The following is a 23,152-nucleotide window of genomic DNA, read 5'->3' as shown; positions in this document are numbered from 1 at the left end:
AATTATCATTATAGGAGGAAAAAAATGAAAAAATTAAGAAGTTTAGCTGTAATACTTTTAGTATTATCACTAGTATTTACAGCATGTTCACCAGCTGCTAAGGAAGCTATGGACGAAGGAGATAAGACTACAAGCGCTGAAGCAAATGAGTCGAAGAGCGAAGAAAAGAAAGATGAAACAGCTAGCGATAAGCCAGTTGAAATTCAATTCTGGTATGGATTAGGCTCTGTAGCTGGAGAAACTATGGAAGAAATTATTAATGATTTTAACAATTCACAAGACAAGGTAAAGGTAACAGGCGTCCAACAAGCCGACTACGACGAAACTTATCAAAAGGTTCAAGCAGCTATTGCAGCTAATCAAGCACCAGCAGTTTTCATAGGTAGCAAGATTAAAGAAATGGGTGAAGCGGGTCTATTGGCTGACTTAACACCATATATAGACGAAAGAACACCTCTTGATGATTATCTAGATGTATTCATGAAGCCAGATCAAATCGATGGCAAAGTATATGCCTTCCCAGCTTATGGCACAACTCAAGTTATTTACTATAGAAAAGATTTACTTGAAAAAGCTGGATTAGATCCTCAAGATGTATACTCATCTTGGGACAAAGTTTTTGAAGCATCAAAGACAATGCAAGAAAAAGGCATAGCTGACTGGGGTCACCTAGTTATGTGGGGCCCAGATAACCTATCAGACATTGCTTATAGCAATGGCGGAACTGTCTTGTCAGAAGATGGTAAGACAGTAACTATCAACTCGCCTGAATGGGTTGAGGCTTGGGACTTTGTTAGAAAGCAAATTTTTGACGATAAAACTACTAAGATTGAATCAGGCGGACAAGGCTGGGAATATTGGTACAGAACTATCGATAACGTTATGAATGGTACTGCAATGAGCTATACTGGTTCATCAGGGGATAAGGGCGACCTTGATTTTACAAAGATTGACTCAATTCCTCAACCATCATTACATGATAAAAATGGTAAAGCTCAAGCAGGCGCACATAGCTTATTAGTTCCAGAAGCTGTATCAGAAGAACAAAAGAAAGCTGCTTATGAATGGATAGCATACTTCACAAGTCCTGAAATATCTGCTAAGTGGTCAATGAAGATTGGTTATATACCTGTTAGAAAGAGTACTATGGATATCGAAGAGTACAAGAAGTTTATAGAAGAAAGTCCATATGCAAAGGTACCATATGAACAAGCACTTACAGCTACACCAGTTTTTGTAGACCCGACTAAGGGACAAATCATAGACGCTTTAAAGATAGCTGCAGATAAAGTTGAATTACAAAACGTTCCAGCTAAGGAAGCACTTGACGAAGCACAAAAAGTAGCTCAAAAAGCACTTGATGAAGTACTAAATAAGTAAGATTATAATTTGGGCGTCTCTATATGAGACGCTTATTTTTTAATGAGAGGTATATATGCAAAGAGAGAAATTTTTAAATATAAAGTTAAATAAGGCTTATGACGTAGTAAATTTCACTATTGATAAAGATATCAAGGCCCTAACAATTAAGTGGAGCAATAACAAACAGTTTTTTAGCGCCTACGTTTTCGGCCCAGATAATAAGCTTTATGCACAGGTAATAGCTGCGAAAGATAGCGGCGAAAGGCACATAGCAACTATCCAATCTAGCTGTTCGCCTTGCTGCCAAAGCTTTAAGCCTAATATAGCTAAGGGCGTTTGGAGTCTTGAATATGGCGTTCTAAATATGTGTGACGCAGATGATATCAGTCTTGAAATTTATGAAGGAGATTTAGATAGTGAAGAAAATAGATTTAATGAAGTAAATTTATTTGATAGCATAAAGATGAAGGACGATGGACCTAAGAAAACTTTTTATGCGGCGGACTTCCACACTCACACCATATATTCAGACGGTAAAATGTCTAGAGAAGCCAATAATGATGTGGCGATAAAGCAAGGACTAGACTTCTTTGTGCCTACGGATCACAATGTCTATCACTACACATGGCCAAAGCATGAGGGCTTAAAAGTTTACCCGGGTATAGAGATAACATCTAGCCTTGGTCACATCAACTTATTATTTACAGAAAAAACGCCATTTGCAGAGCATGCAATATATGAGATTGAAGACGAAGAAGCACTTGTAAGGATAATAAAAGAGGCAAAGGGCTACTCACTGATTTCAGTGAACCATCCATGTATGCCGCCATGGGATTTTCACGCAAAATCATTTCCGCTTGACTTAATCACATTTATGGAAGTGATCAACGACCCGACGTATATGACATCTAAAAAGGCAATCAAAGATGCCATAAAAGCTTGGAACTACTTATTGAACGATGGCTACAGAGTCATATCCATAGGTGGAAGCGACTCACACTTACTTCCAGAAGAAAAATATGAGGGCTCAGCTTATCCATCGCTCTTAGGAGATCCAAAAACCATAGTTTACGCAAAAGAGAACACAGCCGAAGCGCTTAAAGACGCGATGCTGGCTGGAGAAGTGTCTGTGACTAGATCAAAAGAGATAAAGCTTAGCGCCAATGGCTTAGCAAGAGAAAATGAAAACTTCACTGGAAGAGCAAGCCTAAGAGCGGAGTTGCTCGAAAACAATTTTCATTCATCAGCTCTTCATATATCTTGTCTAATCGATGGCGAGTGCGTTAAAGATGAAAAGGCTAAAGAGTCGATGTTCAGTATTGAAATAGACAGCGCTTATCACTGGATAAGAGTAGATGTTTGGGACGAAGATGGCAATCTTTATGGATACACTAATCCCATTTTCTTCAATAGAAAGACTAAGGAGCACGAGATGAAAGTCTGGGGCGATTTGATGGAGAAGATGTCAAATGAAAAATAATATAAAAGGCGTAATATTTGATAAAGACGGAACGCTTTTAAAATTTACTGACATTTGGAGACTTAGCTTAGAAGATCTCTTTGATTATTATGAGCTTAGTGAAGCTGATAAGATAGAGATAAGACAGGTAGTAGGAGTGAATGAAGACCGCAGTATTAGAGAAAATTCTATACTTGCCTCAGGCACTATAGCTGATTTAGCAGAAGTATTTAGTAAATATGTTAACAAAAGTAAAGAAGCTCTTGATAAAGAGATAAGTGATTTCTTTTTAGCTTACTTAGCTAAGCATCCAGAATTGATTGTGGGGACGTGTGATGTTAAAAAATGTTTTGACGCGCTAAAGAAACTTGATATCAAAGTAGCTGTCATAACAGCTGATAGCTTTAAGCAAGCAAAACTAAGTTTTGAGATGCTTGGCGTATATGATGAAATAGATTTTTTAGCAGCAGCTGATTTTTATCCAAATAAACCAGATCCATCATCATTAGATGCTTTTTGTAAAAACTTTGAACTAAGTAGAAAAGAAGTAGCCGTTGTAGGCGACTCACTAATAGATTTAGAGCTAGGTAAAGTAGCTGGGCTTGCTGTTGGCGTCACATGCGGCGTAGGCACAAAAGAGATGCTTATGAAGGATGCGGATATTGTTTTGGATACGCCACTTGATTTAATAAGTGAATTAAGATAAGTAAAAAATACTATTTGGGTATAAGAAAAGTGTAGAGAATAAATCTTTACACTTTTTTATTGTTTAGGAGATATCAATTGAAAAATTTACTTATTATATTTACAAGAGTGCCTATAGAGGGACACACAAAAACGCGCCTTGAAGGCTTCCTTTCAAAGAAGGACATAGTGACTTTTCACAAAAAGCTAATAAGAAGACTTATTAGTGATGTAGCGTCTAAGGAGTGGGACCTTGAGATTCATGCGACGCCTATAGAGAAGGTAGAGATACTTAAAGAATTTTTACCAAATGAAGTGTACAAATCTCAAGCTGATGCAAACCTCTTTGAGAAGATGGAGCTGGCAATCGATACTGCGCTTCAAAGCTACAAGAAGGTTGCCATCATTGGCTCGGATATATATGATATATACGCGTGCGATATAAAGGCTGCCTTCGATGCACTTGATAAGGCGGACCTTGTATTTAACCCTTCGTCAGATGGAGGCTACTCATTAGTCGCGTCAAAAGTAAATATAAAGGACAAGCTCAATATTGACTTTAAAGATAAATCTATGATACTTGATGAAACTATTAAAAATTATAATAGTTCACGCGTTAAATGCCTTAGAGTCATTGATGATATTGACACTAAGGAGGATCTATTATATAATTACTATGGTAAAAATGTTGAATTTATAAGCAAAGATGAGATTTTGCTTGAAGGAAAGCATCTTAAGCTCGATGATAATATATTTCACGACTTAATCAATCTCAACAATTGGAGGAATAATAATGAAGAAAAAAACAATATCTAAAATAGTACTTATTGCCATTATATTATTAACAGTCTTATTATACTTTGTAGTGCCAAGCTTTCATGCTACTATAAACAATTTTGTTTCAAAGCTAGGAAGTTTAAATCTTGATGCAGTTATCGAGTTAATCAGGGGCTACGGTGCTTATGCAGCAGTCGTTTCGTTCTTTTTAATGATACTTCAATCAATCTTATCACCAATACCAGCACTTTTAATCACGCTTTCAAACGCAGCAATCTTTGGTTGGTGGAAGGGCGCACTTCTATCATTCTGGTCAGCAATGGCAGGAGCTGCACTATGCTTCTACATCGCTAGAACATTAGGTAGAGACGTTGTTGAAAAGATTACGACTAAGACAGGACTTGCTAAAGTTGACGAATTTTTCGAAAGATACGGCAAAAACTCAATACTTATCTGCAGACTACTACCTTTCGTTTCATTCGACATAGTTAGTTACGCGGCAGGACTTACACCAATCAAGTTCTGGGACTTTTTCATTGCAACAGGCCTTGGACAACTTCCTGCAACTATCGTTTACTCATACTTAGGCAATTTAGCAGGCTCCACAAAGACTATATTTATTTCTATAGTGTGTGTAGTTGCTTTAAGTGCCTTAGTTTACATGATAGGCAAGATATATAATGACAAGAAAAAAGCAAATAAATCCAATTAAGATACTGAGCCTATTACTCATAATAATAGGCTCCGTTCTAGTTATAAAGTACGTGCCTATGGCAAAGCTCAAGGCCTTTATCGAAGAGAGAAGAGAGCTTTCTGAAGTTTTATACGTGGCAGCCTTTGCAGTGCTTCCAGTATTTTTCTTCCCAGTGCCAGTGCTTGCACTTATTGCTGCAGCCTTATTCGGCTTTGTGAAGGGCAGCCTCTTGACCATGGTTGGAGCACTTCTAAATATGTCAATCATGTTTGTGATTGCAAGATACATCGGCAGGGACTTCGTTAGCGCCATGGTTCACAAGCACGTGAGCAAAAAAACTTACGATAGATATTTTTCAAAAGACGCCAATATCGCTTCAGGACTATTCTTAGTAAGACTTACACCAATCATTCCATACAATATACTTAACTACGCTTATCCACTAACTGACATAGGCTTTTGGAAATATTTGATAGTTTCATTCGTAGGTATAGCGCCAGGCACGCTTGTTTACTTAAACCTAGGCGACAAGATCAAAGATTACAAGTCCAAAGAGTTCTTGATTGCAGTCTTAATCATGGTCGCTCTTGTAATTATTTCCATCTTGCTTACAAAGTATATGAATAAAAAACATGATAGCAATAGTAGTTCCAGTATATAATGAAGAAAAAAATATAGAGCGCTTTATAAGGCATCTTTATAGCTTAGATGGCGAGTTCAAGGTCTATATAGCATACGCTGATGGCGGTGACAAAACGCTTGATGTGCTTCATAAACTAAACAATGAATTTCCATTTAAGATAGTTCACAGCGAAAAATCACGTTCAGTACAGATGAATACAGGCTTTAAAGAGACTACAGAGGACAAAATAATGTTTTTGCATGCGGATTCGTACTTGGATAAGGACGCCATAGTCAAGATGGATAAGGCGCTTGATAAATACAGCGCCGCAGCCATTAAGATACGCTTCACTAGCAAGAAGCTTTTGATGAAGCTCGTTGCCTTTAGATCAAATGTGAGACTAAAGCTATATAATATTGCTTACGGTGATCAAGCCATGTCATTTAGACGCGAAAAATTTATCCAAATGGGCATGTTTAAAGAGATTCCTCTTATGGAAGACTATGATATGTCCAGAAAACTCAAAAAAGAAGGAACAAAGATAAAGGCTATAGACTCATACCTTACGACAGACGCAAGACGCTTTGAACAGATGGGTATACTTAGGACCATAATACTAATGAAAAAATTAAAATTTATGTTCTTACTAGGCTACCCGATTGAAGAGATCACAAGGAGATACAGAGATGAAAGATGATAAGAAAAATTATTTAGAATATGTCAAAGAGACCTGCCTCGACTGCTCACTATGTACGCAAAACTGTGATTTTCTAACGAAGTATGGCCTTGACTTAGCAGATTTCGCATCTAGAGATGACTTAGCCTACTCATGCTTTTTATGCGGACGCTGCTACGAGGTCTGTCCCGTTGATTTAGATGGCAGAGAGATCTCACTTATACATAGAAAAAATGAGGGCTTCGGAATGATGAAGTTTGAGAAGTCCCTATATAAATTTAGAAACAACTCCAATAAGAAAACAAAGGATCTCTTATGGCTTGGCTGCGCTTTTCCGAGAGCTTTTCCAGAAACAACTAAGAAGATGATAGAGATATTTAGAGAAGATGGATGCGATTACTCAATCGACTGCTGTGGTAAGCCAGTCTTTGAGAGTGGCGACAAGGACAGAGCGCAAAATAACATTGACCACGTCAAAATGCTTCTACTTAAGAAAAAAGTGAAGAGAGTCGTTACATGCTGCCCAAACTGCTACCACTTTTTTAAAGATTATACAGACATAAACGTTATAACGATATATGAAAAGCTTTATGAGCTAGGCGTAGGCAAGGTTTTAGAAGATGAGTTTCACATCTACCACCCTTGTCCAGACAAAGTTCACAAAGAGATGTTTAAAGATTTAAAATATTTTATGCCAAACGCCAAAAGTGACTACAAAGACGTTTTATGCTGCGGCCTAGGAGGACTTGCAAGCAAGGGCGAACCCGAGATAGCGAAAGCCTTCTTAGATAGACTAAAAAATTATGAGAGCATGGTCACAACATATTGCGCAAGCTGCTCGATACAGTTCACAAAAAACGGCATAGCTAATCAGCACGCACTTACCATGATACTTGGTACAGACGAAAAAGTTGTTCCAACAAGCCTAGCTAGATTAATAAAGATGAAATTCTATGGCGGAAGATAGATTATAAGATAAGTTCAATGGAGCTTATCTTTTTTTTGTGCTAATCTTGATAAAATTACCTTCAAGGTATATAATTAAATTAGTTCACAGTAAGAGGTGATTTATATGAAGAAAAATAATAAACTTCTTAAATATTTATATTACATATTTCAAAGCATGAATATGCTCATATCACTTGCGCTGCCCATCTATATTAAAAGGATAGTCGATACAGTTAGTGATAAAGATTATACTTTGTTCAAATTTAACGCCATAATATTTTGTGTTTTGATATTAGCCTTCATAAGCACATTAGCTCTTTCATATTACTTCATGATTTATTATGAAGAGAAGGAATTAAGAAGGCTTAGAAGCAAGTTTTACAATTATCTTGGCTTTGAAAGTTTAAATAATTTAAAGAGCAAATCTTTAGGATCTATTATACAGCTTTTTAACTCAGATGTTGAAGGCATTAGAAGCTTTATAATTGAAATACCGTACAAAAGAATTGTTAAAGGCATTTACCTAGTTTTGATTATTTTGCTTATGCTAAGAGAAAACGCCCTTTTAAGTGCATCTATACTTATAATACTACCAATATTTTACTTCATACAAAACAAGATGAGCGAGAAAGAAGCTGTAGTTAACAAAGCGATAGAAGAAGCAAATGAAAAGCTCAATGGCAATATCGAAGAGTTTTATAATTATAATTACACTATAAAAGCATTTAATTCAAGTGAAGATACAATTATAAAAAATGAAGCGGGCCTAGATAAATATTTAGAAAAAGTTTTTGAAAGACTTAAGATTGATATAGTTTATGATTACTTTATGTCAAATGGCCTTTTAAACGTGCTTGATCTAATCATATACATTTTCGGCGGCTTTTTAGTTTTTAAAGGCTCAGTCAGTATAGGAACTTTGATTTTATTTAGCCAATATGTCTCAAAGCTTTGGAACCCGATAGAGTTTTACATGTCATATCCAAGAGAGAAGTCCTTGTATGAAATGCACAAAGAAAGATTAGCTAGCGTAATTAATTTTGAAAGCAAACTTATAGATGAGGATGCAAAAGATTTTGAAAGACTAGAGCTAAAAGATTTATCCATAGAATACAATGAACTTATTTTAGATAAGATTAATTTAGAGATAAAAAAAGGCGAGAAGATACTGATAAAGGGAAGCAATGGTTCAGGCAAGACAAGCCTACTTAGAGTTGTATCAGGTCTTGAGACTGATTATACTGGAGAGATATATCTAAATGGAGCGAAAATCAATAAAGAAGCAAATTTATTAAATAAGATGATCAGGCTAGTTCCTGATAAGGCAGATATATTCCATGGGACTATAGAAGAAAATATCAATATGTTTTCAAATAAAAGTGTTGATACAGATACAAAGATAATCAAGCTCCTAGAGAAAAACAATCTTAGCTTAGATACAGTTCTTTCTTCAAGCATGAATAATCTGTCTGGTGGAGAGAAGAAGCTTATAGAGCTTGAAAGAGCATTTCAAAGCACAGGAAAAGTATTTATCTTTGATGAACCGCTTAATTATATAGATAAAAATAATTCGGAGCTAGTCATAGATTGCATAAAAGATTTTACTAAAGATAAAACAGTAATTTTAGTTTCTCATAATGAGAGCATAGAAAAAATTGCCGATAAAGTATATGAGATAAAGAATAAAAATTTGATAAGAATTAAATAGATAAGCTTAATACAAAAGCAGATGCACATCATTAGTGCACCTGCTTCTTTTATGTGTAAGTATATATTAGATTTCTTTTTCTCCTTGCAAGTACTTTGGCCTTTTATAAAATGTATCTAGTAGTGGCACCATAAATGCAGCGATAAAGCCGCCTGAGAAGCCATTGTTATAAAGGTTCAGTCCTGAGTGCAGACCACCTACGTTGTTTATAAGCGCCATGTGCAAGAAGCCTGCCAAGAAGCCTGCGAGGCTTCCGTAGTAGTTTGATATCGGGCAAAGTGTTGTACCGAAGAGACTTGCAAGTAGTAGCGCCGTGTCGTGTGGGTTGTACATATTAATTAGGCTCGCGGCGTATATGCCTAGGAATATCGGCAGTGCGTTTCTTATGTCCTTACCAATGAATGAGAAGCCGATGATTGTTAGTATGCCACCTATGATGGGTCCATTTAACTCTCCTCCAACGAGCAAGACATAAAGCGTTGAGACTATACCAAGCGTTCCTGCGTTTATAAGGCAAGCTCCATTACCAAACTCTGCTTCGTAATTTTGCAGAAGTAGTCCAGTCCTCTTAAGCAGTTTGAAGTAGTTTTTAAGCGCATCTTTTTCGCAAAGTCCAAGCACTATGAAGAATATGAACATCGACATTAGTAGCGGAAAGAACTTGTCGTTGTAGCCCTTTAAGACTATGCTCTTTTGTGGCAAGTTTATGTTAATGGTCTTTAGAAAGCCCGAGTAGAACATGGCGATGATGCCTGCAGTGAAGCCGCCATTGTAAAGGTTAAAGCCTTTGTGGAAGGCCTTAAATGGTTTTAGTAGCGGCGTGAATATAAAGCCGACTAAAAAGCCTACTGCAAAGGCAGAGATAACTCCTAAGGAGCCGCCAACTAGTAGGTAGACATTTGTAACCATTGGCGCAAGCGATGTAACAAAAAGCGCATTTGCAATATTGTCTTCGAACTTAATATTGTACTGTTTTGTATATGCTATGACACCCAGCATAAGCGGTAGAGAGTTTAGTACATTCTTACCAAATAGTGAGAAGCCTGATACTACAAAGATGCCTGCTATATGTATACCTTTTAGGTCGACTTTCTTAATATTAAGTATCATAATGGAAAACAAAGTTATGATAGAATTATTTACAAGGGCAGCACCGATATTTGCAAGCTTCATATAGTCTGTAACTAGTGATGCAGATGAAACAGAGATGACTTTTAAGCCATAAACAATTTCATCAGGTGTATTAAAGACGAAGCCCGTAATAAATAAAAATATTGCATACAAGTACAGTAACAAATACTTGTTTCTATAGTCACTTAGCTTAATCATTGTTTGCGCCTCCTTTGTATTAAATATATTTTACCATATAATTGGTGAAATTAATATAGGATTTTTTGTTATTTATCTATGTGCTTTGGGTATATATGAACTGAGCGAAAGAAGCTTAATAAAGGAGGTAAAAATGACAAATTTAATAGGTAAAAAATTAGATGAATTTAAGGTAAATGCATTTCAAGCAGGTAAGGACTTCTTCCAAGTAACAAACGAAGACCTTAAGGGTCACTGGAGCGTACTTTTCTTCTACCCAGGAGACTTTACATTTGTATGCCCAACAGAACTAGAAGCACTTGCTGAAGAATATGAAAACTTTAAGAAGGCTGGTTGCGAAGTATATTCAGTTTCAACTGACTCTGAATTTGTTCACATGGAGTGGCAAAAGACATCTCCAGCAGTTTCAAAAGCTAAATACGTTATGATTGCTGACAGAGCATTTGAACTTTCTAGAATGTTAGGAGTTTTAAACGAAGAAGAAGGACAAGCTTACAGAGGATCATTTGTAATCAATCCAGACGGAGTTATAACTGCATATGAGATCCACGATATGGGCATAGGCAGAAGCCCTAAGGAATTACTAAGAAAGCTAGAAGCTTCTAAATTTGTTAATGAGCACGGCGACAAAGTTTGCCCAGCAAACTGGATGCCAGGCGAAGACACACTTACTCCAGGCATGGACCTAGTAGGCACAATCTAAGATATTTACGAGAGTAGACAAGTTCTACTCTTTACATAATGACGCTGAGCTTATCTTGGCGTTTTTTTAACAATCACTTGCTTTATCAAGAGAAATAAGTACTTAAGCACTTAAAAAAATGATTGATGATGTATAATTAAAGTAAGATATAAAGAAGTCTCGGATAAAAGTTTAAGAAAGGAGTCTCTTATGAATAATTTACTCATGATATATTTATTATCAAAAAATATATTGTTGTTTAGCTTCAATAATATATTAAGGATTGTTTTTGTAGTGGCAAAATTAGTCTTGCTATACAAAATATATGCGGCGTTGAGAGAAAAGAAGGGGGCATAGTTATGAATGGAGCACAAGCAGGCGTTAATTTAGCTAATACAATATTGTTCGTTATAATACCAGAAATTATACAGATAGTACTACTTTATTTGATATACAAAGAAGTAAAGAAGTAAATAGTTTATTTAGGTGGAGAGAAATCTTCACCTATTTTCTTGAATAATAAAGGTATTGCACTCTATCTAAGGACATGATATTATATATATAATATAGGGGGGTGATAAACTATGTGGAAGTTAAGAAAATATGTTTCCAATAAAGACTTCTTTAGCTACATTATCATATACATACTATATAAAATAACTTTTCTTTTAAGTCCATATCTATCAGGTATATTTATAGACGCATCAGTTGCTAAGGACTTTGATAAAATGATTTTATATGCTATATACAATATAGTTTTATTTGTGGCAGGACAGGGAGTTATGTACTTTTTTGACATCATTGAGGGAGAGGCAAGTACTCGCTCGACCATTAATATCTATGAAAAGCTTGATGACAATCTTTTAAGATACAATCTCAAAACTAATAATATTAGCCGTGACAAAATTAATCAAGAGATTACACATAACCTTGATGCTGTGAGTAAATACATATTCAAGACACCAGTCAATGTAGTCTTTCAATTTATCACTATGATCTGCATCTTTGTGATTATGCTTACTATATCGGTAACACTTGCTTTTGTCATGCTTATAAGCGTGCCGGTAGGTGCTTACGTTTCATACAAGTTAGGAGATAAGATTTCTGATTATTCTGAAGAAAATATTCAAAACACACAAAATATCAATGGTTACATTCTGGATAAGTACGAGATAAACAAGTCAGAAAGGCTTTTAGATAAGAAGCAGCTCTTTAATATAAAAGATTATTTGGAAAAGTATAAGAACACTTTGTTTAAAAAATTTAAATTACAATCCTTAGTTGAAAACTGGATGATATATTTTATTTTAAATGGTGTCATACTTATGATGACTATACTATCAGGCTACTTTGTATTTAATGGCAGTATAAGTATAGGTGCATTCTTTGCTTCACAGCTCTATGTTTCACAATTTTGGGGACCAGTGCAAGAGCTATTTGATATAAGAAATGAGTATTTAAGCGATAAACCAGCTATCAATAATTTTGCGGAATTTTTAGAGATAGAAGCAGCTAAGTATAAAGATGATAAAATAAAAACTATTGAACTAAAAGATTTTGAGTGTTTAAGTAAAGATGATACGATTTTGAACGAAAAAGTAAACACTTCTTTTGATGCGTCACATATCAATATTATCTGCGGGGACAATGGTACTGGGAAAACAACCATAGTCGAGGCAATACTTAATTATAACAAGAGATATAATGGCAAGATATATATTAACGGTGAAGAAGTAAAAGATCTTTCATACTCAGACATAGTTTATATACCAGCAGATTACTTGATATCAAAGTTTGGCGTGCTTGAGGACAAAGCTAAGATGTCATCAGGACAAAGAAAAAAGGCTCAATTTGATTTATCACTACTAACAGATAAAAGCGTGTATATTATAGACGAACCAACAAACTTCTTAGACCTTGAGAATAAAGAAGCAATTGCAAAGCTTATATCGGATCTATATGATAATGGCAAGATAATTATAATGATTACACATGACAAGGACATTATGAATAAATTAAATAATGTAGAGACTATATATTTAGAAAGAAAAGTCGTAGCTTAATAAATTGACTATAGGTGGAGAGAAATCTTCACCTATTTTATTATCTAAATGGGTACATATATACAAGAGGTGATTATATGCTAAAGAGATTTTTTGATCTTAGTGGCGACGAGATCATTAATTTAAATAAAGATGAATTGAAACAAGCGATTAAGTCTTGTGAAGCAAGGATTGTTTTGTCTGAGAATGTTGTGGTTCAAGAGCCTGCGACTTATGGCGTGACATCGTCTGAGCTTGCTAAGGCTTTTGGCGCTGACTTAATTCTGCTTAACTTTTTTGATGTGAATGAAAAGAAAATTAAGGGCCTTGATTATAGCGGCGTGGGCATCATTAAAAAGCTTAAAAATCTTGTCAAGAGACCTATCGGAGTAAATCTAGAACCAGTTCAAGACAAGAATATGTTTAGCGAAAAGAAAGCAATTAGTGATGGCAGAAAGGCAAGCGAAGAAAATATTAAAAAGCTTGATGAGATGGGATTCGACTTCGTTATGTTTACTGGAAACCCTGGTACTGGCGTTGACAACGAGGGCATTAACGAGGCGATAAAGCTTGCGAAAAAATATTTCCACGGACTTATCTTTGCTGGCAAGATGCATTCATCGGGTGTTGATGAGAAAATTGCAGACCTTGATGTTTACAAAGGCTTCTTAGATGCGGGCGCTGACGTTCTTTCTGTTCCAGCTGTTGGCACATGTCCAGGCGTTTTCGATGAAGATGTAAGAGCTATCGTAGAGCTTGCTCACAGAAACGGTGCTCTTGTGATGACTACCATCGGCACTTCGCAAGAAAGTTCGCCAAAGGAAGTCATTAGGGACATTGCACTTAGAAATAAAATTTTAGGCGCTGACATTCAGCATATAGGCGACTCTGGTTACGGTGGCCTTGCCATTTGCGAAAACATTTTTGAACTTTCAAGAACCTTAAGAGGAGATAGACACACATTTAAACTTATGGCTGCGTCTATAAATAGATAATGGATATAGAAAAGTTTATTCGTTTTAGAAAAGAGCTTCACAAGATGCCCGAGGAGGCTTTTAAAGAGGATAGGACTAGGGCTTTTATTAAAGATGTTTTAAGTGGTGTCAATGGTCTTGAGCTTGTGGAAGATAAATCTTATTTGCTTTATAGATACTTTAAGGGTGATGACAAGAAGTCAATAGTATTGCGCTGTGATATGGACAGCATTGTAAATAGTAAGAAGGAGCGCTTTCACGGCTGCGGACATGATGGCCACATGGCGATAATGCTTGGCACTATACTTTCGATGGACGCATCTAAGCTTGATAAGAACGTTTACTTTTTGTTTCAAGCGGCTGAAGAGACTGGTTATGGAGCACTTAAGGCTCTTGAGATCTTTGATAAATACAAAATTACTGAAGCTTATGGTCTTCATAACTACGCTGGAATCAAGACGGCAGCTATATCTACAAAGAAGGGACTATTGTTCCTATCGTCATTTGGCTTAAAAGTAAATATACTTGGTAGGCAGTCGCACGCGTCTATACCAGAAAATTCGCTAAATCCGATATACGCTTGCAGCGAGATTATTAAAGACATAGAGCCATTCATAAAGAGAGACGCTTACAAAGATTTTACTCTTCAAGGCGAAAAATTCTCTGATAACATTTTCATAACTGTTGTTGGCGTAAAGCTTGGCGGAGAGAATTTTGGCGTTTCGCCAGCAAGTTTGGAGCTCGACTTAACCTTGAGAGCATATAATGATGATGACCTAGCAAAACTTAAAAATATTTTTGAAGATAAGTATAAAAAGTTTTTAGAAGAGAAGGGTTTTGTGGTAGAATTAGAGAGTACGGATGAGTTTATGTCGGTCGTGAACGATGAAGAGCTTTATGAGGACTTTGTTAAAGCCATTGATGCGGATGGACTTCCATTCGAAGAGAGAAAAGATATCATCAGAAGCAGTGAGGACTTCGGCTACTACAGGCGTAAGGCGAGGGAATTATTCTTCCTACTAGGCGTGGGCGAAGATCACAAGGACATTCACGATGAGGCATATGAATTTAATGATGAGGCTATAGAGGGCGGTGTGAGAGCTTTTCTATCTATAGCATATAGACTTTAGGAGGGATATGATGGGCTGCGATAGCGATTGCAAAGCATGCAAGGACAAGTGTGCTTTTGAAAAATTAAAAGCAAATGATAAATCAAATATAAAAAAGGTGATAGGCGTTGTAAGCGCGAAGGGCGGTGTTGGCAAGAGCTATGTAACAACACTACTTGCAAACTCGCTTGCCATGAAGGGCTACAAGGTCGGCATACTTGATGCGGATCTAACAGGACCATCGATACCGAGGTCTTACGGACTATATGGCATGGTTACATCTGATGACGGAGTAAACATAACACCAGCTGAGGCAGCCAACGGTGTCAAGGTAGTGTCCATGAACTTACTTATGGAGCACGAGACAGATCCACTTATCTGGAGAGGACCTATGCTAATGGGCGTGATAAGACAGTTTTATGAGAACGTTAACTGGGGAGATTTGGACTACCTTTTAGTTGATATGCCACCAGGAACATCGGACATACAGCTAAGCATATATCAGCTATATCCATTAAACGGACTAGTTATAGTTACATCGAGCCAAGACCTTGTTGATATGATAGTGCAAAAAGCTTTCAAGATGGCAGGCTTAATGCACATCAAGGTATATGGTCTAGTTGAGAACATGGCATACTTCATCTGCGACGAGTGTCACAAGAAGCACTACATCTTTGGTGAGCCAAAGGCAGCAGCACTTGCTGAGAAGTTCGGTGTGAAAGATTATGCGGCACTTGCCTTGAAGCCGGAGAACACAAGACTAGTTGACCTAGGCCAAGCAGATATAATTATAGAAAAAGAATTAGATGGTATAGTTAAAGCGCTAGAACAATAATTTTAGGATATATTTGTAAATATTATTGAAGATATAGCAGAGTATGATTTTCGTACTCTGTTTTTATTTAAAATAAGAAAGGGGAAAATGAGTTCTTATTTCAGAAAATTGCGTTTATTTGAAATAAGGAAATAAAAATATGATTCTTATTTCAGAAACTCTTGACTTTTTGAAATAAGAGTTATATAATGTAGTCACTATTTCAAATTGGAGCTGATCATATGAGTAAAGAAAGAGCAGGTAAATTAATAAAAAATCTTTCTGGGAAAAGTGAGTACTATTCATTCAGACCAAGTCCACTGCCACCAGAGCCTGCTATTACAATTGACAATGAGCTTAACAATTTAATAATAGAAGCACACAAGACGCTTGCTATTTTGGACGATAGGGCAGAGAAAATCCCTGATATGAATTTATTTATATCGATGTATGTGAAGAAGGAAGCGCTCCTTTCATCGCAAATAGAAGGCACACAGGCGACTCTTGAGGACATCTTAGAAGTGAATCGCACTGAGAGCATCAACGAAGACGTCGAAGAAGTCGTTAACTATGTAAGAGCTGCGAACTACGCTATAGATAGGCTAAATACCTTGCCACTATGCAATAGACTTCTTTTGGAGACGCACAAAATTTTGCTTTCAGGTGTAAGAGGAAACGAGAAAAATCCAGGCGAGTTTAGACGCAGTCAAAACTGGATTGGCTCAAAGAGCTCAAATATCACTACGGCGAGGTATATACCGCCAAATATTGACGATATGAAAGAAGCTTTATCGGATTTAGAAAAGTTTATCAATGACGATACACCATACGATGCGTTGATAAATGCGGCTCTTGTGCATTATCAGTTTGCGAGCATACATCCATTCTTAGATGGCAATGGCAGGATAGGCAGGTTACTTATCGTTTTGTATCTACTATATAAAGGCACTATCAAGACGCCAGCCTTGTATCTATCGTATTATTTAAAGGAGCATAGAATTGAGTACTATGATAGGATGACGTCAGTGAGAGATAGTGGTAATTATGAGCAGTGGATTAAATTTTTTGTGCGCGGTGTATATATATCGTCAAAATCAGCAATAGAAAGCGCCGATAAGCTTATTGAACTTAAAAATTCTGATGAAGAAAAAATTAAGAATGCTGAGATAAGTGAGAGAAGAAAAGCAAATATTTTAAAGCTATACAAACATCTTTTAGCAAAGCCAATAATCGATATCAAGGGTGCCTCAGAAGAGCTTGGACTCGCTTATAACACAGCAAAGTCTGCTATTGATATGCTGATAGACCTATGCATACTTAAACAAGATAATAATCAAGAAAGAAATAAAGTTTTTTCCTATGAAGCTTACTTAGCTGTATTAAGAGAAGGAACAGAAATAATTTAAACACACAAAAATTAACGCCTCAGTGATGAGGCGTTTTTATCTGTGAGTAATTATTTAATTATACTTAGAATTCTTTTACCTAAATTTACCCATGAATATTCATGCAAATCTCTTGATATCTCTTCTGTGAATAAGTTTTCATCAAGTCTTGCTATCTGCTTTTCTATCTTAGCAGCAAGTCTTTCTACATAGCTAGGCACATCTTCTTTATATGGCTTGTCGACGTCGTAGATGCGCGGAAGCTCTGTAAACTCGATGATGCCGCTATGCACAAGTTTTTCACCTAGCAGCATTTTTAGTCCATCTATCTCGGAGGCAACTACTAATTTGTGGCAGGCAAGTGCCTCTATCGCAACTAAGCCAAGGGCTTCGAAGTATGAAGGCAGTATGAATATATCGGAGCGCCTTAAGTCTTCTGCCATGAGCATTTGATTCTCTGCATCGCGTATATATAAATTCTTGGAGCGCTTCGCCTCAATCATCATTCTTTCTTTGTCATCTTTAGACGCGTTACCTATGATGTGCAGTTCGATATTATCATGATTTTTCTCTAAGTATGGAAGTGCAGCCGCAAGAGCAAAGACTCCCTTTGACTCTGTAATCTTTCCTGCAAACATCAGCCTAATAGTCTTATCGCTCTTAGCCTTTGTGCTAGGATAGAAGACTTTGTCGTTGTATGCACCGCCAACCAAGTGAATTTTTTCTTTAGTTATGCCAAGTATATCCTCAATTTGCTCATGCTCAGCAGGAGTTACTGTCAACACTTGATCAAGCTCCTTTAGATGAGTGAGCCTTGCTAAGAAGCGCCTGTGCTGCATAATTTGCCTCATGTCAGTTCCGTGGCTTATGCCTACTACCTTCACGTCAGGGAAGACTTCACGAACAAGGTCTGTTAAGAACATTAGGTGGTGAGAGATGACAAGCTCTGGCTTGAACTCTTCCTTCGCCTTAAGAAGTCTCTTGCGAAATGCTTCCAGCATAGTATCTATCTCATCTTCGCTCATCTCGCTATATATAGTCGACTTGTATGGCATCTCGTCACTCATGCCGCAGATGTGGAAGGGTACTTCTTCTGTGTCGTACAAAACTTCATACGTGCGGTCTGTATTGACATCTATAAGGTCCCTATGCTTTTCTTCAGCACCGTATATGGCAGCATTTTCTGCACCAGCAGCCTTGAAGGCAGATATTAAATTTGCAAAGTAAACACCGCTACCAGTTTTAGCAGGAAGCTGTGTCAAGACGTGTAGTACTCTCATCTAAATCCTCCATTTCATATTTAAGCATTCTAAAGCGATTGTAACAAAGAGCTAATAATTTATCAATACATATAAAACATTCTAATGACTAGGCCTATATAAATAAAATAATCTTATATTAATTTTATCTTAATGATGTGTCACTGTGCTTTACAATGTAGTCCACTATCTTTTCTAAATACTCTTTGTCAATGGCATCAAAGTTAGAATACTCATAAGAGTCAATATCCAAGACGCCAACGCCGCGCGTCATATTATATATAGGAACGACAATTTCACTTTTGCTCATAGAGTCGCATGCGATGTGACCAGCAAAGCTATTAACATCGTCAACGACAATAGTCTTTTTGCTTGAGTAGGCAGTGCCACAGACTCCTTTACTGAGCATGATCCTGTTACAAGCGGGCTTGCCTTGGAAGGGACCAAGCACAAGATTAGTTCCGTCATATAAGTAGAAGCCTGACCACGATACACCGTCAATCAAGTGGTAGATGATGGCAGAGGTATTCGCAAGGTTTGCTATAAAATTAGTTTCTTCTTGAAATTGGCGTCTAATCATCTCAAAGGCAATTTTATATTTATCTTCTTTATTTAAATTTTTTGTTCTACTTATGTCAATCATTTAATCACCTCATAGAAATATTATCATATATATAGTATTTTGTAAATTAAATTTTACATTAAAATACCCTCTTATCTCCATGTTTGGATTAAGAGGGTACTTATATTTACTTTTTACTAATATATGATGATTTACAATCTAATAACTTCGTCAAATTTATTTAGTGTTTCCTCATTACTTGTATGAGTTATCACTATTACTATCTTGCCACTTATTTTAAATATTAAATCAAAAATTATTTTACTTGTTTCTCTATCTAAGTTTGATGTTGGTTCATCAAAAATAAGAACATCATAATCTTTTACTAAAAATCTAAGTATATCTATCCTTTGCTTTTCACCAGTTGAAACTAAGTTTCTGCTTCCATCTTCAATATTTTTATTTAAAAATTCTTCAGTAAATTTTAGTTGATTATATAAGTTTTGTTGAATATTTAAGTTTCTATACAGTTCAATGTTATCTTTTATAGTTCCATCCACATAGAAATCATTTCTTTGTATATAAGCGATTTTATTAAATAGACTTTCTGTATCAATCTTATTAATGTTTGTTCCGTTTATTAAAACTTCACCACTGTATGAATCGGATGAGTAATACTTCATTATTAGCTTTACTAGTGTTGACTTACCTCTACCAGATTCGCCAACTATAGCATACTTTTTATTACATTCAAAATTAACATTATAATTGTCAAATATATGCTTATCTTTAAAATTCATACTTAAGTTTTTAACTGATATGCTATTAACATTATCGTTTAGCTTTATGTCAAGGCTTTCTTCATTGTCTGTAGCCATTATATCTTCAAAGTTTTTAACGATATCTTTAACTGTACCCATTAGATTTTTGTTTTGAGCAAATTCTTGTACTGGACTAAAAACTCCATTTAATAAGTTTATTGAAGAGATTAAAAGACCTACTGTTAAATTTCCTTGTAAAACAAACCAGATACCTATAGACATACATGCAAGTTGAGCAAAGAAGCTGAAAAATATTCCCAAAGTATTTGCGAAACGAGAGGCAAACATGTACTCTAGTCTTACATTTTCAAAATCATTATCTTTTTTCTTGAAGATATTTTGAAAAATATCAAAGAGATTAAGTAGCTTTATTTGCTCAAATCCTGATAAATTGTTATTTATAAGTTTTAAATTATCTGCATTTCTTTCTGAAAACTTAACAGTTTTCTTTGCCATAATTACACCAGGTAGCTGTGATAAAATAATTGTTACTAAAGTAACTGCCACAAAAGAAAGACCAAGTTTCCAATTAATAAAAAATATAGTTCCTACGCTTACAATTGCACTTATAATGTTTGACACTATATCGCACTTTGGTCCTAAGTAGTTATCATTATAAAAATCAATGTTTTTAGTTAGATTATTCAAATAATACTCATTGGATACACTCATATAGTCTGATATTTCCTTCTTTCCTATTGAGTTGTATAGATGCATTTTTAGATCTTTTATTACATCAGATGCGTATTTACTTTTGACATAATTAAAGATACTAGAAAGAACAAACCATAAAAAAATAATAAGAATACAAGATAAAATTTTATCTTTAAGTGAGCTATTTTTATTAACAACTACGTCAATAACTTTGCCGAGTCTTATGGCAAACACAGAAAATAAAAATGATGTTAAAATACTTAATATTATTGTTAATAAATATTTAAAGCTATGTTTTTTTAAAATTCGATTCACAGATATCACTCCTTTAATAAATTATATCATTTTATGGGGGGGGGTTGCAATAAAATTTTTATATGATTTTAATATTTTTTTGTTTTTGGGTAATAGTAATAAAAGGGGGAGATATTATGTATTCAATTATAGTAGGAGCTTTATCAGGTTGGATAGCTTCATTAATTATGAAAGTGGATAAACAAATGGGTTGGATAAAAAATATTTTAGCTGGAATCATAGGCGGTGGAATTGGCAAATGGATTGCAAAACTTGCTGGCTTTGAAGCAAAGGGCGGCATGATTAACGACATTATCGTTGGCGTTGTCGGCGCAGTTGTGTTGATCTGGCTAGTTAATATGTTTTTTGGAAGAAGAAGATAAATATTTAATTAGATGAAAACTCTTGGGTTGTGGCTCAAGAGTTTTTTATTTTTAGAAGATAATGGTAAGTGGAAATTAATAAAGTTAAAAAGTAAGTGTAATTGTTGTTATTGAAAATAAATATGTTATAATATATTTATCATAATGAGTGTTAATTAAGCAAAGCATTATATATAATAGGAGGCAACTATGAAATTTAAAATCAATATTTTGAAAAAAATAAAAACATCGACCATAATAGAACTTATTTTTTCTCTATTATATACTATGTGTATAGCGTTGATACCATATGTTCAAAAAGAATTGTTTAACGGTATAGGTAATAATACTAAAGATTTATTAATAAACTTGGCATTTACATACTTGGCATTAATATTAGGCAGCGCTATATTTCAATTTATATCACAATACAATGAATGGAAGAGGGATAAGGAATTCGTTAAGTATACGAAAGACGTTATTTTTAAGTCGATTTTCGGAAGACCTAACTATGTGTTTAAAGAAAAAAGCGTTGGTGAGTATTTAACTATAACAAATAATAATGTTGAAATCATAGAAGATGAATACTTGTCAACATATGTCGATATAATTAAATCTATAGTTCAACTACTTATATATACACTATCATTAGTTATTTTTGTCGACTATAGAATAGCCATCTCTATTATTTTAGCATCGCTAATAAGCGTAATAGTTCCTAAAATAACTGCTAAGAAATTAGCAAAAAAGAGAAAGTTTTATCAAGATAGTTTTGGTAATTATACGGACATTTTAAACGATTTCTACTTGGGTCATATGGGACTAGATGAAGCATCAAAAAGTGGAATAAGAAAATATCATTATCAAAGATTATCTGATACAGAAGATCAAAAATTAGCATTTGGCAAATTTAAAACTTTTGTTAATATCGTTAACGGCTTTGTTATGGATTTAGTCAGTCTTACAGCATTTATAATGGTAGGCTATTTGCTTATTAGTGGTGAAATTACCATAGGAGCAGGGGTTGCAACATTTGCTTATATTGAAAGCTTTATTTATCCTATTAAGTATATTTTAAATGATGTAAATGCAATAAATTCTTGTAAGGAAATTGTTAGAGAAGCAAAAGAACTAGGAAATGAATATTTAGAAAATGAAAGAGAAGATAGCTGCGTATTGCCTGAATATAATGAGATATCGTCTTTGAAATTAGAAAATTTAGAATATGCAATAAATGATTTTTATTTAGGCCCTGTAAATATTGAATTTAAATCAGGAAATAAATATCTGATCATAGGTGAAAGCGGCAGTGGCAAGTCAACACTACTAAAGACTATCGTTGGACAAATTGATTGCGATAGAGGGGACATATATATAAATAATGAAAGCATAAGTAATAATATGTCTGAATTTGCTTCAGAAAAAGTTTTTTATATTACTCAAAATTCTCATGTTTTTTCAGTACCTTTTCTTGAACAAGTTACACATTTTAATGCCTACGACGAAAAAGACATTTATTCTTATTTGAACAAATTACCTGAGACTATTGTTAAGAGATTAATAAATTCAAGCAATTGTAATGAACTAAGCGGTGGCGAAAAGCAAATACTTAATATTTTGACCTGTGCCTTGGCTAAAAAAGATATTATTTTAGTCGATGAAGGCTTGTCAGCTATTGATGTTAATACCAAAAAACTTGTTCGTGATGAAATTATCTCCAATTACAATAGTAAAATTTATATTGAAGTGTCACACGATCTTGGCACGGATAATATTGATTATTTTGATTATATAATTCGAGTAAAAGAAGGCGAAGTTTCAAATGTATATACCAAGCAAGAATATATCTTAGCAAACAATAGTTAATGAATATATCTGTAGATAAGAGAATGGATAAGAATTTAATTTCTTATCCATTTTTTGCATAAAGAAAGG

The 23,152-nt window shown here is 35.0% G+C and carries 22 protein-coding genes; 18 read left to right on the top strand and 4 right to left on the bottom strand.

The window, feature by feature from the left end:
* The first annotated feature begins 24 nt into the window (after positions 1–24).
* The 9 genes from KO172_RS01155 to KO172_RS01115 all read left to right on the top strand — a co-directional run bounded on the left by KO172_RS01155 (position 25) and on the right by KO172_RS01115 (position 8,930).
* Positions 25–1,380: an ABC transporter substrate-binding protein gene (locus tag KO172_RS01155; protein ID WP_070600515.1), complete on the top strand. Its 1,356-nt coding sequence runs from the start codon at positions 25–27 to the stop codon at positions 1,378–1,380.
* Positions 1,381–1,435: 55 nt separating this feature from the next.
* Complete coding sequence (locus KO172_RS01150) at positions 1,436–2,842, top strand: CehA/McbA family metallohydrolase (RefSeq protein WP_215491761.1); 1,407 nt, start codon at positions 1,436–1,438, stop codon at positions 2,840–2,842.
* The gene (locus KO172_RS01145; protein WP_215491760.1) at positions 2,832–3,527 is read left to right on the top strand and encodes an HAD family hydrolase; all 696 of its coding nucleotides are present in this window, start codon (positions 2,832–2,834) and stop codon (positions 3,525–3,527) included. Before KO172_RS01150 ends, KO172_RS01145 begins: the two co-directional genes overlap by 11 nt.
* A 77-nt stretch (positions 3,528–3,604) precedes the next feature.
* On the top strand, positions 3,605–4,321 hold the full coding sequence (locus KO172_RS01140; protein WP_215491759.1) for a TIGR04282 family arsenosugar biosynthesis glycosyltransferase: 717 nt from the start codon (positions 3,605–3,607) through the stop codon (positions 4,319–4,321).
* A complete protein-coding gene (locus KO172_RS01135) occupies positions 4,299–4,994 on the top strand; it encodes a TVP38/TMEM64 family protein (protein ID WP_215491758.1) in 696 nt (231 codons plus the stop codon). The genes KO172_RS01140 and KO172_RS01135 overlap by 23 nt, the downstream gene beginning before the upstream one ends.
* Positions 4,963–5,637 carry a TVP38/TMEM64 family protein gene (locus KO172_RS01130; protein ID WP_215491757.1) on the top strand — a complete coding sequence of 225 codons (675 nt, stop codon included), beginning with the start codon at positions 4,963–4,965 and terminating at the stop codon, positions 5,635–5,637. The genes KO172_RS01135 and KO172_RS01130 overlap by 32 nt, the downstream gene beginning before the upstream one ends.
* Complete coding sequence (locus tag KO172_RS01125; RefSeq protein WP_215491756.1) at positions 5,609–6,295, top strand: TIGR04283 family arsenosugar biosynthesis glycosyltransferase; 687 nt, start codon at positions 5,609–5,611, stop codon at positions 6,293–6,295. Before KO172_RS01130 ends, KO172_RS01125 begins: the two co-directional genes overlap by 29 nt.
* Entirely contained in the window at positions 6,285–7,241 is a 957-nt protein-coding gene (locus KO172_RS01120) for a heterodisulfide reductase-related iron-sulfur binding cluster (protein WP_215491755.1), read from the top strand. Before KO172_RS01125 ends, KO172_RS01120 begins: the two co-directional genes overlap by 11 nt.
* A gap of 105 nt (positions 7,242–7,346) precedes the next feature.
* Positions 7,347–8,930 (top strand): ATP-binding cassette domain-containing protein, encoded by a 1,584-nt coding sequence (locus tag KO172_RS01115; protein WP_215491754.1) that lies wholly within the window; start codon positions 7,347–7,349, stop codon positions 8,928–8,930.
* A gap of 66 nt (positions 8,931–8,996) precedes the next feature.
* On the opposite strand, the gene KO172_RS01110 is transcribed toward KO172_RS01115, so the two are convergent.
* Positions 8,997–10,259 (bottom strand): DUF1576 domain-containing protein, encoded by a 1,263-nt coding sequence (locus KO172_RS01110; RefSeq protein WP_215491753.1) that lies wholly within the window; start codon positions 10,257–10,259, stop codon positions 8,997–8,999.
* A 133-nt stretch (positions 10,260–10,392) separates the two neighbouring features.
* Between KO172_RS01110 and KO172_RS01105 the strand changes: the two genes are divergently transcribed.
* The 7 genes from KO172_RS01105 to KO172_RS01075 all read left to right on the top strand — a co-directional run bounded on the left by KO172_RS01105 (position 10,393) and on the right by KO172_RS01075 (position 17,286).
* Positions 10,393–10,962 (top strand): redoxin domain-containing protein, encoded by a 570-nt coding sequence (locus tag KO172_RS01105; protein ID WP_215491752.1) that lies wholly within the window; start codon positions 10,393–10,395, stop codon positions 10,960–10,962.
* 189 nt (positions 10,963–11,151) lie between these two features.
* Entirely contained in the window at positions 11,152–11,298 is a 147-nt protein-coding gene (locus KO172_RS01100) for a hypothetical protein (RefSeq protein WP_309557697.1), read from the top strand.
* A 227-nt stretch (positions 11,299–11,525) separates the two neighbouring features.
* Positions 11,526–13,004 (top strand): ABC transporter transmembrane domain-containing protein, encoded by a 1,479-nt coding sequence (locus KO172_RS01095; protein WP_215491751.1) that lies wholly within the window; start codon positions 11,526–11,528, stop codon positions 13,002–13,004.
* A 77-nt stretch (positions 13,005–13,081) separates the two neighbouring features.
* Entirely contained in the window at positions 13,082–13,978 is an 897-nt protein-coding gene (locus KO172_RS01090; RefSeq protein WP_215491750.1) for a DUF7916 family protein, read from the top strand.
* The gene (locus tag KO172_RS01085) at positions 13,978–15,087 is read left to right on the top strand and encodes a M20/M25/M40 family metallo-hydrolase (protein WP_309557696.1); all 1,110 of its coding nucleotides are present in this window, start codon (positions 13,978–13,980) and stop codon (positions 15,085–15,087) included. The genes KO172_RS01090 and KO172_RS01085 overlap by 1 nt, the downstream gene beginning before the upstream one ends.
* A gap of 7 nt (positions 15,088–15,094) precedes the next feature.
* On the top strand, positions 15,095–15,901 hold the full coding sequence (locus KO172_RS01080; protein WP_251320102.1) for an Mrp/NBP35 family ATP-binding protein: 807 nt from the start codon (positions 15,095–15,097) through the stop codon (positions 15,899–15,901).
* A gap of 221 nt (positions 15,902–16,122) precedes the next feature.
* Positions 16,123–17,286, top strand: coding sequence for a Fic family protein (locus KO172_RS01075; protein WP_215491748.1), 1,164 nt, complete (start codon positions 16,123–16,125; stop codon positions 17,284–17,286).
* A 50-nt stretch (positions 17,287–17,336) separates the two neighbouring features.
* Here the strand turns inward: KO172_RS01075 and KO172_RS01070 are convergent, their stop codons facing one another.
* From KO172_RS01070 to KO172_RS01060, 3 genes are all read right to left on the bottom strand, one after another.
* Entirely contained in the window at positions 17,337–18,545 is a 1,209-nt protein-coding gene (locus tag KO172_RS01070; protein ID WP_215491747.1) for a glycosyltransferase family 4 protein, read from the bottom strand.
* Positions 18,546–18,669: 124 nt separating this feature from the next.
* Positions 18,670–19,167, bottom strand: coding sequence for a free L-methionine (R)-S-oxide reductase MsrC (gene msrC / locus KO172_RS01065; RefSeq protein WP_215491746.1), 498 nt, complete (start codon positions 19,165–19,167; stop codon positions 18,670–18,672).
* Positions 19,168–19,298: 131 nt separating this feature from the next.
* Positions 19,299–20,876: an ATP-binding cassette domain-containing protein gene (locus KO172_RS01060; protein ID WP_215491745.1), complete on the bottom strand. Its 1,578-nt coding sequence runs from the start codon at positions 20,874–20,876 to the stop codon at positions 19,299–19,301.
* 116 nt (positions 20,877–20,992) lie between these two features.
* Between KO172_RS01060 and KO172_RS01055 the strand changes: the two genes are divergently transcribed.
* Positions 20,993–21,238 carry a GlsB/YeaQ/YmgE family stress response membrane protein gene (locus KO172_RS01055; protein WP_215491744.1) on the top strand — a complete coding sequence of 82 codons (246 nt, stop codon included), beginning with the start codon at positions 20,993–20,995 and terminating at the stop codon, positions 21,236–21,238.
* 189 nt (positions 21,239–21,427) lie between these two features.
* Entirely contained in the window at positions 21,428–23,083 is a 1,656-nt protein-coding gene (locus KO172_RS01050; RefSeq protein ID WP_215491743.1) for an ATP-binding cassette domain-containing protein, read from the top strand.
* Positions 23,084–23,152: the final 69 nt, after the last annotated feature.

Source organism: Fenollaria sporofastidiosus, assembly GCF_943169635.2.
In the GTDB taxonomy this organism is placed as follows: domain Bacteria; phylum Bacillota; class Clostridia; order Tissierellales; family Peptoniphilaceae; genus Fenollaria; species Fenollaria sporofastidiosus.
This window is presented reverse-complemented; position numbering and strand designations above follow the sequence as displayed.